The sequence below is a fragment of the Piscinibacter defluvii genome (assembly GCF_004011805.1).
Classification (GTDB): domain Bacteria; phylum Pseudomonadota; class Gammaproteobacteria; order Burkholderiales; family Burkholderiaceae_C; genus Piscinibacter; species Piscinibacter defluvii.
The window spans coordinates 47,302-61,574 of the sequence record NZ_RCHJ01000003.1; the positions used below are offsets into that span (position 1 = coordinate 47,302).

A 14,273-nucleotide genomic window follows, 5' to 3' on the forward strand; every position below is an offset into this window, starting at 1 on the left:
GTGGCGTCGATCACGCAGATCCGGGGCGAGCCGGCCGCCGCGCGCGCGGCGGCCGCGCAGGCCCATTCGCCGCTCGCCTCCAACGACGCGCTGGTGCTCGAGGGCGTGACGCGTGCCTTCGGCGCGCTGCGTGCGGTCGACGGCGTGTCGCTGGCGGTCGCGGCGGGGCAGAAGTACGCCATCCTCGGCTCCAACGGGGCGGGCAAGACGACGCTGTTCAATGCCATCACCGGCGACTTCCCCGCCACCGCGGGGCGCATCCTGTTCTTCGGCGAGGACATCACCACGCTGCCGCCGCACGAGCGCATCCGCAAGGGGCTGCGGCGCACCTACCAGTCCTCGCTGCTGTTCCGCGAGCTGACGGTGCGCGACAACCTGTTCCTCGCGGTGCGCGGCGTGGCCGGCGGGCGCTTCTCGCTGCGCCGCGCCGGCGCGCGGCACGGCAGCACGGGCGCCACCAACGAACTGCTCGAGCGGTCGCGCCTCGCGCACCTGGCCGACACGCGCGTGGCCGAGCTCTCGCACGGCCAGCAGCGCCAGCTCGAGATCGGCATGGCGCTGGCCGGCGCGCCGCGGCTGATCCTGTTCGACGAGCCGGCCGCCGGGCTCTCGCCGGCCGAGCGCCGCGAGCTGGTCGCGCTGCTGCGCTCGCTGCCGGCACACATGAGCTACGTGCTGATCGAACACGACCTGGACATCGCGCTGCGCGTGGTCGAGCGCGTGACGGTGATGCACAACGGCCGCGTGCTGTGCCACGGCACGCCGGCCGAGATCGAGGCCGATGCGCAGGTGCAGGCGATCTACATGGGGAGCCGCCACTGATGGCACGCTGGGCGCGCGCTCGTGAGCCAGCGCCGACGGGCGGCTCGCCGTTGTTCGTCGTGCAGGGCCTGGACGTCTACTACGGCCATGCCCATGCGCTGCAGGGCGTGGGCTTCACGCTCGAATCGGGTGTGTTCGGCATCGTCGGCCGCAACGGCATGGGCAAGACGACGCTGTGCAACGCCATCACCGGCCTGGTGCGCGCCTCGGGCAGCGTGAAGCTGGCCGGCGAGGAGATCCTCGGCCTGGCCCCGCACGAGATCACGCGGCGCGGCATCGCCTACGTGCCGCAGGGCCGGCGCGTCTGGCCCTCGCTCTCGGTCGACGAGACGCTGCGCCTGGTGGCGCGCCAGCGCCGCGAGGTCGAGCGCATCTACACCATGTTCCCGCGCCTGGCCGAGCGGCGCGCCAACGGCGGTGCGCAGCTGTCCGGCGGCGAGCAGCAGATGCTCGCGATCGGCCGCGCGCTGCTGCTCGAGCCGCGCCTGCTGGTGATGGACGAGCCCACCGAGGGCCTCGCGCCGGTGATCGTCGAGCAGGTGGTGCAGGCGCTGCGCGAGCTGTCGGGCGAGCGGCGCATCGCGGTGCTGCTGATCGAGCAGAACCTGGGCGTGGCCATCGACGTGGCCGACCGCATCGGCGTGATGGTCAACGGCCGCCTCGCGCAGGAGCTGCCGGCCGCGCAACTGGCCGCCGACCGCGCGCTGCAGGAGCGCCTGCTCGGCGTGCGTGCCGCCGCCGACGAGGTGCCGGCCGAGGTGCCCGAGACCGCCGCGCCCGCACCGCAGGCCACGGTGCAGGTGCTGACCGTGCGGCGGGCCCACGGCGAGGGCGCGCCCTCGCTGGACAGCGTGGCGCCGCGGGTCACGCCGGCCTTCAACCGCTGGAACGCCGGTGGGCTGGACGCGCCACCGCCGCTGCCGCCGCTGCCGGCCCTGGCGTCGGCGCCGCCGCCCGCCCCGGCGCCGCCGGCGGCCACCGCGGCCCCGCCGGCCCAGGTGTTCGACTTCCCGATCGCGGCGGGCGCGAACCGCGCCGCCTACGTGGCCGGCACCTTCGACACCAAGGGCCGCGAGCTGTCCTACCTGCGCCAGTGCCTGGAGAAGCTCGGCCTGCGCGTGGTGACCGTGGATCTCTCCACCGCCGGCAAGACCTCCACCGCCAGCGTGCACCCGCGCGAGGTGGCGCGCCACCACCCGGAGGGCGAACGCGCGGTGTTCAGCAACGACCGCGGCAGCGCCGTCACGGCGATGGCGCTGGCCTTCGAGCGCTTCATGCTGAGCCGGCGCGATGTCGGCGGCCTGGTCTCGGCCGGCGGCTCGGGCGGCACGACGCTCGCCACGCAGGCGATGCGTGCCCTGCCGGTGGGCCTGCCCAAGGTGATGGTCTCGACCATGGCCTCGGGCGACGTGCGGCCCTACGTGGGGCCGAGCGACATCTGCATGATGTACTCGATCACCGACGTGTCCGGCATCAACCGCATCAGCGAGAAGGTGCTGGCCAACGCGGCGCATGCGCTGGCCGGCATGATCGCGCACCCCGCGCCCTCGGCCGGCACCGTCAAGCCCGCGCTCGGGCTGACCATGTTCGGCGTGACCACGCCCTGCGTGCAGGCGGTCACGAAGCGCCTGGGCGAGGCCTACGACTGCCTGGTGTTCCACGCCACCGGCGTGGGCGGACAGTCGATGGAGAAGCTGGCCGACTCCGGGCTGCTCGAAGGCGTGATCGACGTCTCGACCACCGAGGTGGCCGACGAGGTCGTCGGCGGCGTGCTGTCGGCCGGGCCGCAGCGGCTGGACGTGTTCGCGCGCCGCGCGATCCCCTATGTCGGCTCCTGCGGCGCGCTCGACATGGTGAACTTCCACGCCTGGGACACGGTTCCCGAGCGCTTCCGCGGCCGCACGCTCTACCGCCACAACCCGAACGTGACGCTGATGCGCACCACGGCCGACGAGTGCCGCGCGATCGGCGAATTCATCGCGCGCAAGCTCAACGCGATGGCCGGACCGGTGCGCTTCCTGATCCCCGAGGGCGGGGTCTCGGCGATCGACCGACCGGACCAGCCCTTCCACGACCCCGAGGCCGACCGGGTGCTGTTCGAGACGATCGAGCGGCAGTTCCGCGCCGGCCCCGGCCGCAAGCTGATCCGCCTGCCGCTGCACGTCAACGACGAGGCCTTCGCCGACGCGCTGGTGGCCGCCTGGCACGAGGTCGCCGCGCCGGCCGCGGCGGCGCGCGCGGCCCGCTGAGAACGAGAGGAAGGACCCCATGCCCCGCATCGCCCGCGCCACCATCCTCGAGCGCCTGCGCGCCAAGATCGCCGCCGGCACGCCGATCATCGGCGGCGGCGCCGGCACCGGCCTGTCGGCCAAGTGCGAGGAGGCCGGCGGCATCGACCTGATCGTGATCTACAACTCCGGCCGCTACCGCATGGCCGGGCGCGGCTCGCTGGCCGGGCTGCTGGCCTACGGCAACGCGAACCAGATCGTCTGCGAGATGGCGCACGAGGTGCTGCCGGTGGTGCAGCGCACGCCGGTGCTGGCCGGCGTGAACGGCACCGATCCGTTCATGATCGCCGACGACTTCCTGCAGCGCCTGATCGCGCTCGGCTTCTCGGGCATCCAGAATTTCCCGACCGTTGGCCTGATCGACGGCACCTTCCGCGCGAACCTGGAGGAGACCGGCATGGGCTACGGCCTGGAGGTCGAGCTGGTCGCGCGGGCCCACGCGCTCGACCTGCTGACCACGCCCTACGTGTTCAGCGAGGCGAACGCGCGCGAGATGGCGCACGCCGGCGCCGACATCGTGGTGGCCCACCTCGGCCTGACCACCGGCGGCGCGATCGGCGCCGAGACCGCGCTGACGCTGGCCGACTGCGTGGCACCGATCGATGCCTATGCGGCCGCGGCGAAGGCCGTCAACCCGGAGGTGATCGTGCTGTGCCACGGCGGACCGATCGCCACCCCGGCCGACGCGCAATGGATCCTGCAGCGCTGCCGCGGCTGCCACGGTTTCTACGGCGCCAGCTCGATGGAGCGCCTGCCCACCGAGGTGGCGCTGACCGAGACCACCCGGCGCTTCACGCAGATGACACGCTAAGCCCACGGAGACCGCACCATGACCGGCGCCCAATTCGGAACCTTCCTGCTCGGCCTGATCGTCGCGGCGATCGTCGTGGCCATCGTCGTCTGGCTGCTGCACTGGCTGTACCTGCGCAGCAGCAAGGAGCGCGCCTTCGTGCGCACCGGCCTGGGCGGGCAGAAGGTGGTGCTCGACGGCGGCGCCTTCGTGCTGCCGATCGTGCACGAGGTCATCCCCGTCAACATGAACACCTTGCGGCTGGAGGTGGCGCGCGGGCGCGACAAGGCGCTGATCACCAAGGACCGCATGCGCGTGGACGTGATCGCCGAGTTCTACGTGCGTGTCGCCGCCGAGGCCTCGGCGGTGGCCGCTGCGGCGCAGACGCTCGGACTGCGCACGCTCGAGCCCGAGCAGCTCAAGGAGCTGGTGGAGGGCAAGTTCATCGACGCGCTGCGCACCGCCGCGGCCGAGATGACGATGGAGGAACTGCACGAGAAGCGCGGCCAGTACGTCAAGCGCGTGCGCGAGGCGGTGGCGGGCGACCTGACGAAGAACGGCCTGGAGCTCGAGTCGGCCTCGCTGACCCAGCTCGACCAGACCTCGATGGAGTTCTTCAACCCGAGCAACGCTTTCGACGCCGAGGGCCTGACGCGGCTGACCGAGCAGATCGAGCACCGCAAGAAGCAGCGCAACGACGTCGAGCAGGACACGCTGATCGCGATCCGCAACAAGAACCTGGAGGCCGAGAAGCTCTCGCTCGAGATCGACCGCGAGGCCGAGTACGCGCGCCTGAACCAGCAGCGCGAGGTGGAGGTGGCGCGGGCGCGCCAGCGCGCCGAGCTGGTGACCGAACGCGCGCGCCGCGAGCAGGACGGCGAGGGCGCGCAGATCGCCGCCAAGCAGGCCATCGAGGCGGCGCGCATCCGCTCGGAGCAGTCGGTCGAGCAGGAGCGCATCCACAAGGAGCGCGAAGTCCAGGCCGCCGAGATCGAGCGCCGCCAGGCCATCGAGCTGGCCGAGCAGCAGCGCGCCATCGCGGTGGCGCGCGAGAGCAAGGCGCAGAGCGAGGCGCAGGCCGCGGCCGACGAGGCTCGGGCCGCGGCCGTCGCGGCCGAGGAGCGCGTGTTCACCGCCCGCGAGGTCGAGATGGCGGAGAGGCGCAAGCAGATCGAGCTGATCGCCGCGGCCCAGGCCGCCGAGCGCGAGGCGCTGCGCCTGACCGTGGCGGCCCAGGCCGAGAAGGCGGCCAGTGCCGACCGCGGCGCGGCCATCCGCGCCCAGGCCGAGGCCGACGCCGAGGCGGAGAAGATCCGCGCGCTGGCCGTGCGCGTGCGTGCCGAGATCGAGGCCGAGGCCACGCGCCTGATGAACGAGGCGCAGAACGTGCTGTCGCCCGAGGCGCGTGCCTCGGCGCTGCGCCTGAAGCTGGTGGAGAAGGCCGAGGCCATCATCCGCGAGTCGGTGCGGCCGATGGAGCGCATCGAGGGCATCAAGATCCTGCAGGTCGACGGGCTGGGCGGCGGCGGTGCGCGCGCCAACGGCGACGGCGGCGGTGCCGGCATCGCCGACAGCGTGGTCAACTCGGCGCTGCGCTTCCGCGCCCAGGCCCCGATCGTCGACCAGCTGCTGCGCGAGATCGGCCTGGACACCAGCGACATCAACCGGCTCGCCGGCGGCGCCGCCGGCGGCCCGGCGGCGCTGCCGCCGGCCGCCGCGCCGAAGGAGTGACGCGCCGCCATGATCCGCGTCTACACCTCGAGCGTCATCGACGCCGGCGCCGACACCGTCTGGGCGCGCGTGCGCAACTTCAACGGCCTGCCGGACTGGCACCCGGGCATCGCCGACAGCCGCATCGAGAACAACGAGCCGGCCGACCGCATCGGCTGCATCCGCCACTTCCACACGCGCGACGGCGGCACGATCCGCGAGCGGCTGCTGGCGCTGTCGGACTACGACTACAGCTGCACCTACGAGATCATCGACAGCCCGATGGGCGTGGACAACTACGTCGCCACGCTCAAGCTGACGCCGGTCACCGACGGGCAGCGCTGCTTCGCCGAATGGAGCGCCGAGTTCGACTGCGACGAGGGGCGCGAGCGCGCGCTGACCGAGCTGATCGGGCAGGGCGTGTTCCAGGCCGGCTTCGACGCGCTGAAGCGCCACTTCGGCTCACGGCGCTGAACATGGGCCCCCACGCTCGCTGGCGCTCGCTGCCCCCCGAGGGGGCGCAGGCCCTGCTTGGGGCGGCCCGGCGCCGGGCCTGACGGCATGCTGCAGAAGGTCGTCCGCTCCACCATCATCGACGCGCCGATCGAGCGCGTCTGGGCCGTGCTGCGCGACTTCAACAGCCACGACCAGTGGCACGCCGTGGTCGAGGCGAGCCGCATCGAGGCCGGCCGGCGCAGCGACGAGGTGGGCTGCGTGCGCAGCTTCACGCTGAAGGACGGCAACCGCATCCGCGAGCAGCTGCTGACGCTGTCGGACACCGAGCACCGCTCGACCTACTGCATCGTCGAGGCGACGGTGCCGCTGCTGCGCTACGTCGCCACGGTGACGCTCAAGCCGGTGACCGACGGCAACCGCACCTTCTGGCACTGGGAGTCGAGTTTTGCCACGCCGCCCGGGCGCGAGCGCGAGCTGCGCGAGATGGTGGCGCGCGACGTCTACGAGGCCGGCTTCGAGAACCTGCGGCGCCACCTGGCCGGCGGCACGCGCAGCGCGGCGCTGGCCCCGGCGGCGAGCGGCGTGCCGATCGCCACGCGCGAGGTCCGGGTGCAGCGCTACGGCGGCGCCGAACAGCTCGAGCCGGCGGCCGGCGAGGCGCGCGCGCCGGGGCCGGGCGAGGTGCGCATCCGGCAGCGCGCGATCGGCGTCAACTTCATCGACGTCTACCTGCGCCGCGGCTGGATCCCGGCCATGCTGCCGCTGCCCGGCGTGCCGGGCATGGAGGCGGCGGGCAGCGTGATCGACGTCGGCCCGGGCGTGGCCGGCCTGTTGCCGGGCGACCGCGTCGCCTGCCTGTGGCACCAGCCGGGCGCCTACACCAGCGTGCGCACCGTGCCGGCCGACACACTGGTGCGCCTGCCTGCCGCGGTAGAGGACGTCACTGCCGCCGCGCTGCTGCTCAAGGGCGTCACGGCCGACTACCTGCTGCGCGACCTGGGCCGCATCGGCCCCGGCACGCGGCTGCTGGTGCATGCCGCGGCCGGCGGCGTCGGCCTGCTGCTGTGCGCCTGGGCGAGCCGGCTCGGCGCCACGGTGCTGGGCACGGTGTCGAGCGAGGAGAAGGCGCGCGTGGCGCGCGCGCATGGCTGCGCGCACCCGATCGTCACGCGCGAGGCGCGTTTCGCCGAGGTGGTGCAGCGCCTGGCCGGCGGCGCCGACGTGATCGTCGACGGCATCGGCGACGCCGCACGCGAGGAGAACCTCGCCGCGCTCGCGCCGCGCGGGCACTGGATCAGCCTCGGCCAGGCGAGCGGGCCGCTCGCGCCGATCGACCCCGACGCGCTGCTCGCCAAGTCGGCCAGCTTCTCGCGCCCGGTGGTGTTCCACTACGTCGCCACCGCCGCCGAACTGCAGGAACGCGCCGCGCGCGTGTGGGCGGCGCTGGCCGACGGCAGCTTGGCGCTGCCGCCGATCGAGCGCTTCACGCTCGACGCCGCCGCGCAGGCCCATGCGCGGCTCGAATCGCGCGGCTCGGTCGGGCCGCTGGTGCTGCTGGCCGGATGACCCGAAGGAGAGCGCCATGATCGAAGGCATGAACCACTTCACCGTGATCGCCGAGGACGAGCGCAAGACGCTCGACTACTACGTCGGCCTGCTCGGCCTCGAGCCGGGACCGCGGCCCGACCTCGGCTTCGCCGGCGCCTGGCTGTACGCCGGCGGCCGCGCGGTGCTGCACCTGTACTTCGACCGCCCGGTGCCGGCGCAGCGCGCCGGCGTGATCGACCACATGGCCTTCACGGCGCGCGACCTGAAGGCGGTGAAGGCGCGCTTCGACGCGGCCGGCGTCAAGTACGACCTGCGCCGCCAGGCCGGTGCCGGCACCTGGCAGCTGTTCTCGTTCGACCCGAACGGAGCGAAGGTCGAGCTGGACTTCGATGCGGCCGAGGAGCCTTGACGCGGCCTTGCGTTCAGGCGCTCCAACAACGTCGGTCTGCTCCCGACCCCAAACCCGCCCGTCAGCCATCTCCAAAGCTGCCCGACGCGCGGACCGCCCTCGTTCGGGTTCGGCGTCTACGAAGCAGCCGTTCGTGGCCACCGGGACTCGGCCACAAGCGGTCCTAGCCGACGCCCTCCAAATTCTTGCGCCGGCTCGCCGATGATCGACAGGTTTGCGGCGACGAAACTGAGCCTCCCTTCGGCTCGCTCTGTTAAGTGTTGTCGGACACCTGCCCGAGCACGGGACAAGGCGGCGATGAACATGGGCCTGAGGGCAGGTGTCCGACAACCCTTAACAAGTCCGCCCGGCCATGAACGACCGCTCTCGGGTGGCCCACGTTCAACGACCGCTGTGCGACGATGAACTCGGTAGGCGGTCAGTCGTGTGCCGACCCGAAGATGCATCCGCGGTTCTGATCTCGTTGCATGCAAAGCTGCCGCTCGAGCGCGAACACAGCCACCTGTAGGAGGCCCACTCCGCGCAGCGCAGCGTCAGGAACCCGTGCGCCAGGATGTCGCAGACCTCGGCCGCCGTCCCCCGAGGGACGAAACAGGGACGGCCGGTGCCTAGGCTCTCGTGGATCGATGCCGACGGGTTCGCCGCCGGCCGTGATGGAGATCGACGATGCCTTCCGCCCTTCAGGCGCTCGCCCCGACGCGCCGGCCCGGCGAGCCCGAACCAGCCGCCGCGGCGCCGACCGCACCGGCCGTGCTGCTCGTCCCCGCGATGGGTGTGCCGGTCGGCTTCTACCAACCCTTCCTGACCCGGCTGGGCAGCGACGGCGCCGCCGCCGAGGTCCACGCGCTCGAATTGCCCGGTCAGGGCACGAGCACACTGCGCGCGCGGCGCGGCGTCGACTATGGCTACCGCGAGATCGTCGAGGACATGCTGCCCGACGCGGTCGAGCGCATCGCCCGCGCGGCCCCGCAGCGGCCACTCGTGGTCATCGGCCACAGCCTCGGCGGCCAGTTGTCCGTGCTCGCGTGCGCGACGCTGCCGCGGCCCGTCGAGCGGCTCGTCCTGATCGCCGCGGGCACGGCGCACTGGCGCGCCTGGCCGCAGGGCCGCCGCCTGCGCGCCGCTCTCAGCGTGCACGGGATCGCTGCCGTGGCGGCGCTGCTGCCCTGGTACCCGGGCACGCGCCTGGGCTTCGGCGGCGACCAGGCGCGCCGCTTCATGCGCGACTGGTCGTACAACGCCCGCACCGGCCGGTATCGGCTCGAGGGCAGCGCCATCCCCGACGTCGAGTTCGCGCAGCGGCTCGCCGCGGCGCGGCCGCGCGTGCACCTGCTGTCCGTGGACGGCGATCCGGTCGCGCCGCCGGGCGCGGCGGACGAGCTGCTCGCCCTGCTTCCGTCAGCCGACGTGAGCCGTGCGACGGTCCGCGGCGTCTCCTCCGACAGCCCCTGGCGGCGGCACTTCTCCTGGGCGCGCCGCTTGAGCGACGTCGATGACGCGGTGGCGGCGCAACTCACGGCCGCGGGTCGCGCCGCACGCCCCCGACCGCTTGCGGACGCCCTGCGGGCTGCGGCCTGAAGGGCCGCGCCTGCCCTGCGCCGCCGGCACCGCACGGCGGCAGGCGACCACCGAACCCAACCCGTGCCTTCGCACGCCTTCAAGCCGACTGGTGACTCCCATGACACTCCACGACAGCCACGGCCTCCCGCTTTCGACCTCCAACGCCCGGTCGGCGCAGGCCTACGACCGCGCCGTCCAGCTCTTCGCCCGCTTCCAGCGCGATCCGCTCGCCGTGATCGGCAAGGCCCTCGACGAGGATCCCGGCTTCGTCGCCGGCCATCTGCTGCGCGCCGGCCTGCTGCTCGGGTCGTTCGACCCGCTGCTGGTCGGCATGGCCGGCACATGCCTCGCCGCCGCCGCGGCCGAGCCCGGCACGCCGAACGAGCGCGAGCGGTCGCTGCTCGGCGCCCTGGATGCGTGGGTGGGGCAGGGCATGGCCGTCGGCAACCGCCGGCTGGACCGCCACGTGGTCGATCACCCACGCGACCTGTTCGCGATCCAGCTCGCGCACCTGGGCGACCTGATGCTGGGCCGCACCGCGATGCTGCGCGACCGCATCGCACGGGTCATCGGGCGTTGGAGCGACGGCGACCCGGGACACCCCTTCCTGCTGGCGATGCAGGCCTTCGGCCTCGAAGAGAACGGCGCCTATGCCCAGGCCGAAGCGCTCGCCCTGCGGGCCCTCGAGCGGGACGCGGACAACAGCTGGGCCGTGCACGCCGTCGCGCATGTGCACGAGACGAGCGGTCGGCCCCATGCCGGTGCGCAGTGGCTGGAACACACCCGGCCCCGCTGGTGCAGCGACAACATCCTCTCGGTGCACCACCACTGGCATCTCGCGCTGTTCCGGCTCGAGCACGACGGGCCGCAGGCCGCGCTGGCGCTGTACGACGAGGCGATCGCACCGACGCCGGAATCGCTCGCGATGAACCTGTCGGACGCGACCGCGCTGCTGTGGCGGCTGACCCTGCAGGGTACCGACGCCGGCACGCGCTGGGACAACCTGGCGCAGCGCTGGCTGCAACGCGCCGCCTGGGGGCGAACCGCCTTCACCGACCTGCATGCCGCGCTCTGCCTGGCGGTGGCCGGCCGCGACGCGGACAACGAAGCCTTCGGCGCGGCGCTGCAGGACGTTCCCGGCGTGGACGGTGGGGCGGTGCCCTGGCAGCTCGTCGTGCGGCCGGCGCGGCAGGCCTTCGCGGACTATGTCGCCGGCGACTACCGCGCCTGTGCCGACCGTCTGCTCGCGCTGCTGCCGCGCGCGGATGCCGTCGGCGGCAGCCATGCTCAGCGTGAACTGCTGACGCTGACGGCGCGCCGTGCGGCCGAGCATGCGGGCGATGCCGCGCTCGCGGACGCCTTGCACGGCCAGCGGCAGGAAGCGCGCCGCATCGCCGCAAGCAGCCTGTGGCGGCTGCCCGGTGCCGGTGCGACGATCGCGACGCCGGCCTCGGCCGCCGTCGCCGCATGAGGCGCCGGCGCAGCGCCTGCCGATAATCCGCCCGAAGCAGCCCCCGAGGTCAGGCCGTGGTCATCGAAACCCCAGCGCCGCTGCAGCTCAGCCTGCTGGGCGTGCCCGAGGTCCGCGCGGACGGGGCACCGGTCGCGCTGTCGCTGACACGCGCCTACGCGCTGCTCGCCTACCTGGCCCTCGAGGGCCGCGGCGTTCCGCGCGAGCACCTCGCCGCGCTGCTGTGGCCCGAGGCCGGGCCGACGATCGGCCGGACGCGCCTGCGCCGGCTGATCTACCGCATCGAGGCGCTGTGCGGGCGGGCGATCTTCAGCGGCCAGGAGAGCGTGCTCGAGCTGCAGGCCGAGCGCATGGCCTGCGACGCGACGGACTTCCGCCGGCGCGCGCGGCTGCTGATCGCCGGCGGCGACGCCGACGACGGCGCGGCCGGCTTCGAGCCGCTCGCCGCCGCCGCCTGCCGGCCGCTGATGGACGGGCTGGAGTTCGGCTCGCTCGACTTCGACGACTGGCTGCGCGGCCAGCGCATCGAGCACGAGCAGTTGATCACGCGCGTGCTGATCCGCCTGGCGCAGACGCAGCGCGCGCAGGGCCGCCACGACGATGCGGTGCAGACGGCCGAGCGCCTGCTCCGCCTGCAGCCGTTCTCCGAGCCGGCCTTCGTGATGCGGATGGCGCTGGCCGCGCAGGAGGGCGATGCCGCCGGCGTCGACGCGGTGTTCATGCGCTGCGCCGATGCGCTGCGCGCCGAGTTCGGCGTCAAGCCGTCGGCGGCGACCGAGCAGGTCTACCTCGAGCAGCGCCGCCGCGCCGAGCGGCCGGACCGGCCGCCGATGGCGGCGCTGGCGCCGGAGCCCGCCGCGATCCAGGTGCGCTTCGCCCCGGGGGCGCACGGGCCGGTCGCGTACGCGACGCTGGGGCAGGGCCGCGATGCGCTGGTCGTCATGCCGGGTTTCGTCTCGCACATCGAGATCGGCTGGGAACACCCGGGCCTTCGCACGACCCTGCTGCAGCTCGCCCGGCGCTTCACCGTCGTCGTGTTCGACCGCCGCGGCGTCGGCCTGTCCGAGCGCATCGGCAAGGTCAGCACCGTGGAGTCGATGGCCGGCGACGTGCTCGCGATCCTCGACCACGCCGGCATCGAGCGCGCCTGGCTGTTCGGCTCGTCGGAAGGCGGTCCCGCGGCGATCCGGCTCGCGGCGCTGCACGCGCAGCGCATCGACGGGCTGATCCTGTTCGGCGCGATGGCGCGCGGCAGCCGGGACGACGACTACCCGTGGGCGCTGCGCCCGGAGGCCTTCGACACCTGGATGCGCGGGCTGGTCGCGCAATGGGGCGGGCCGGCCGACATCGGCACCTTCGCGCCGCCGCTGGCGCAGGATCCCTGGACCCGCTCCTGGTGGGCCCGCCTGCTGCGCCATGCGGCGTCGCCGGCCAGCCTGCGGGCCGTGCTCGGCGGGCTGCGCGATGCCGACGTGCGCGACCTGCTCGGGCGCGTGAACTGCCCGACGCTGGTGATGCACCGGCGCGGGGACCGGGCGGTGCGCTTCGAGGCTGGCGAGTACCTGGCTGCCCGGATCCGCGACGCGCGGTTCATGCCACTGGACGGCGACTGCCATTGGTGGTGGGTCGGCGACGGCGCGGCGGTGGCCGAGGCGATCCTCGACTTCGCGCCGGCGACCGAGATGGCACGCTGAGGGCTGCCCGGCTGCCCATGCGCTCGCCATGCGCGGCCATTGCGAGGTGCGGCAAGCACAAGTGCCTAGCTTGTTGCGCGTGAGAACGCCTCATCCTCGTCCCATGCCGCCCCTTCGGCAAGCAGCGCTTGGAGGGAATCGGTCGGCAACTCGAACCGGGACGATTCGATCACCCGTCAGCAACCTTGCTGTTCATCCGGCCACATCGAGCGGCCCGTCCTTTGGTACGTGTACGTGCGCCGCGCGCAACCGGTGAGTTGCACAGCCAAGCGATGGTTGCCGCGTGCAAAGGCGAGCAGCGGCAGGTAGGGCCGCAGCGAATAGGCCGTACCCACTGCCCGCACCAACGCATCGCGCCCTGCACGCAGCTCAGCGACAGCTTCATCGAGCCGACCCAGCTCGAGCAGCGCCGGCGCGAGGGTTGAGCAAACGTGTACCGCCGCCGACACGCGGCCGAGTTCGGCAGCACGCGGAAACGCTCGTCCAGGCGTTCTCGGGTGCCATCGAGACCGAGCAGCGGCAAGCGCGCAGCGGCCAGTTCGATCGCCAGCGGCAGGCCATCCAGACGGCGGCAGATGTTGCCGACGACAGCGAGGTTCTCCGCGGCCGGCGTGAACCCGCGCACCACCGCCCCGGCTCGCGCCGCGAAGAGCTGCGACGCGCCTGACCGGTTCGCGCATTCGACATCGCCATCCGCCACCGGCAGCACGCAGAGCCGATAGACTTGCTCGCCGGCGATGCGCAGGCTCTCTTGCGACGTCGCCAGCACGCGCTGCGCAGGGCTCGGCGTAGCAGCGCTTGGACCAGCGCGGCAACCGCCTCCGACAGGTGCTCGACAACCGCGAGCACCTGTCGAAGGCAGTCGCGACACTCGTCGCCCGTCCGACCAATCGCGGACTCGACATCGATGTAGATGCCCTGCGGCATGCTTCGCGTCGCCCTCTTAACCGGCCAGCTCGGCGGCCGCGGGACACCGCCGGGCGCCTCTCGAGGAAGGTGCCACGCCCTCGCGGCAGTCCCCGCTGTCTCGGATCGGCCGTCGCAGCCCCTGCGCGCGCTCGATGCCCTGAGGTGTCGTCGGTTGGGGGCGAGGTCGAGCGAGAAGTCCTCCGGCGCCGCTGCCGGTACCACGGGGTTGAGCAATCCCAGGCGCTCGGCGCGGTCGGCGTCGGCCGGCGCGCCGTGAACACCATCTCCTCGACGACGTGCAAGCCGGCGATGTGCAACGCGTACACGCCGCCGCGCGAGCTCCACTCAGCCCCCGCTGAGCGCCAGCACGACCGCCACGAAGTCCTCCGGCGCGAGCGGGAGCGCCAGGTCGCGCACGCCGCGGCCGTTGACGAACAGGCGCATGTTGGGGCGCAGCAGGCCCTGCTCGTCGACCACGCGGAAGCGCAGCCCGGGGTAGCGGCGGTCGAGGTCGGCGAACAGCGCGTCCAGCGTCGCGCCGTCGGCCTCGACCTGCGCGGCGCCGGTGTAGGAGCGCAGCGCGCCGGGCATCAGCACCTTCATCGGCCCGGCTCCG

General features: G+C 73.2%; 12 protein-coding genes and 1 pseudogene. 11 read left to right on the forward strand and 2 right to left on the reverse strand.

Annotated features, from left to right (window positions below; all coding sequences use genetic code 11):
* The 11 genes and pseudogenes from D9C15_RS09705 to D9C15_RS09750 all read left to right on the forward strand — a co-directional run bounded on the left by D9C15_RS09705 (position 1) and on the right by D9C15_RS09750 (position 12,748).
* Positions 1-822: an ABC transporter ATP-binding protein gene (locus tag D9C15_RS09705; RefSeq protein WP_205854773.1), complete on the forward strand. Its 822-nt coding sequence runs from the start codon at positions 1-3 to the stop codon at positions 820-822.
* Positions 822-1,319: pseudogene (locus tag D9C15_RS34330) on the forward strand (ABC transporter ATP-binding protein); the annotation flags it as partial. The gene D9C15_RS09705 and the pseudogene D9C15_RS34330, both read left to right, overlap by 1 nt.
* 516 nt (positions 1,320-1,835) lie before the next feature.
* Entirely contained in the window at positions 1,836-3,071 is a 1,236-nt protein-coding gene (locus D9C15_RS33720) for a Tm-1-like ATP-binding domain-containing protein (protein WP_205854785.1), read from the forward strand.
* A gap of 19 nt (positions 3,072-3,090) precedes the next feature.
* A complete protein-coding gene (locus tag D9C15_RS09715) occupies positions 3,091-3,921 on the forward strand; it encodes a phosphoenolpyruvate hydrolase family protein (RefSeq protein ID WP_127997253.1) in 831 nt (276 codons plus the stop codon).
* An 18-nt stretch (positions 3,922-3,939) separates the two neighbouring features.
* A complete protein-coding gene (locus D9C15_RS09720; RefSeq protein WP_127997254.1) occupies positions 3,940-5,631 on the forward strand; it encodes a flotillin family protein in 1,692 nt (563 codons plus the stop codon).
* Positions 5,632-5,640: 9 nt separating this feature from the next.
* Positions 5,641-6,084 carry an SRPBCC family protein gene (locus tag D9C15_RS09725; protein ID WP_127997255.1) on the forward strand — a complete coding sequence of 148 codons (444 nt, stop codon included), beginning with the start codon at positions 5,641-5,643 and terminating at the stop codon, positions 6,082-6,084.
* A gap of 87 nt (positions 6,085-6,171) precedes the next feature.
* Complete coding sequence (locus D9C15_RS09730) at positions 6,172-7,632, forward strand: SRPBCC family protein (protein WP_127997256.1); 1,461 nt, start codon at positions 6,172-6,174, stop codon at positions 7,630-7,632.
* A 16-nt stretch (positions 7,633-7,648) separates the two neighbouring features.
* Complete coding sequence (locus D9C15_RS09735) at positions 7,649-8,023, forward strand: VOC family protein (protein WP_127997257.1); 375 nt, start codon at positions 7,649-7,651, stop codon at positions 8,021-8,023.
* Positions 8,024-8,689: 666 nt separating this feature from the next.
* Entirely contained in the window at positions 8,690-9,601 is a 912-nt protein-coding gene (locus D9C15_RS09740; protein ID WP_127997258.1) for an alpha/beta fold hydrolase, read from the forward strand.
* Between the two features lie 100 nt (positions 9,602-9,701).
* Positions 9,702-11,054, forward strand: coding sequence for a tetratricopeptide repeat protein (locus D9C15_RS09745; protein WP_127997259.1), 1,353 nt, complete (start codon positions 9,702-9,704; stop codon positions 11,052-11,054).
* Positions 11,055-11,110: 56 nt separating this feature from the next.
* Positions 11,111-12,748: a bifunctional AfsR/SARP family transcriptional regulator/alpha/beta hydrolase gene (locus tag D9C15_RS09750; protein WP_127997260.1), complete on the forward strand. Its 1,638-nt coding sequence runs from the start codon at positions 11,111-11,113 to the stop codon at positions 12,746-12,748.
* Positions 12,749-12,917: 169 nt separating this feature from the next.
* Here D9C15_RS09750 and D9C15_RS09755 read toward each other — a convergent pair whose 3' ends face one another.
* Together D9C15_RS09755 and D9C15_RS09760 are read right to left on the reverse strand one after the other, a co-directional pair.
* The gene (locus D9C15_RS09755) at positions 12,918-13,517 is read right to left on the reverse strand and encodes a hypothetical protein (RefSeq protein WP_127997261.1); all 600 of its coding nucleotides are present in this window, start codon (positions 13,515-13,517) and stop codon (positions 12,918-12,920) included.
* Positions 13,518-14,002: 485 nt separating this feature from the next.
* Positions 14,003-14,260, reverse strand: a complete 258-nt coding sequence (locus D9C15_RS09760; protein ID WP_127997262.1) for a MoaD/ThiS family protein — start codon at positions 14,258-14,260, stop codon at positions 14,003-14,005.
* Positions 14,261-14,273 lie beyond the last annotated feature (13 nt).

What these genes read in the sequence shown, in the direction of transcription:
- D9C15_RS09760 (WP_127997262.1), bottom strand. Translation starts at nt 14,260, where the DNA reads ATGAAGGTGCTGATGCCCGGCGCGCTGCGCTCCTACACCGGCGCCGCG.
- D9C15_RS09720 (WP_127997254.1), top strand. Translation starts at nt 3,940, where the DNA reads ATGACCGGCGCCCAATTCGGAACCTTCCTGCTCGGCCTGATCGTCGCG.
- D9C15_RS09730 (WP_127997256.1), top strand. Translation starts at nt 6,172, where the DNA reads ATGCTGCAGAAGGTCGTCCGCTCCACCATCATCGACGCGCCGATCGAG.
- D9C15_RS09745 (WP_127997259.1), top strand. Translation starts at nt 9,702, where the DNA reads ATGACACTCCACGACAGCCACGGCCTCCCGCTTTCGACCTCCAACGCC.
- D9C15_RS09740 (WP_127997258.1), top strand. Translation starts at nt 8,690, where the DNA reads ATGCCTTCCGCCCTTCAGGCGCTCGCCCCGACGCGCCGGCCCGGCGAG.
- D9C15_RS09725 (WP_127997255.1), top strand. Translation starts at nt 5,641, where the DNA reads ATGATCCGCGTCTACACCTCGAGCGTCATCGACGCCGGCGCCGACACC.
- D9C15_RS09735 (WP_127997257.1), top strand. Translation starts at nt 7,649, where the DNA reads ATGATCGAAGGCATGAACCACTTCACCGTGATCGCCGAGGACGAGCGC.
- D9C15_RS09715 (WP_127997253.1), top strand. Translation starts at nt 3,091, where the DNA reads ATGCCCCGCATCGCCCGCGCCACCATCCTCGAGCGCCTGCGCGCCAAG.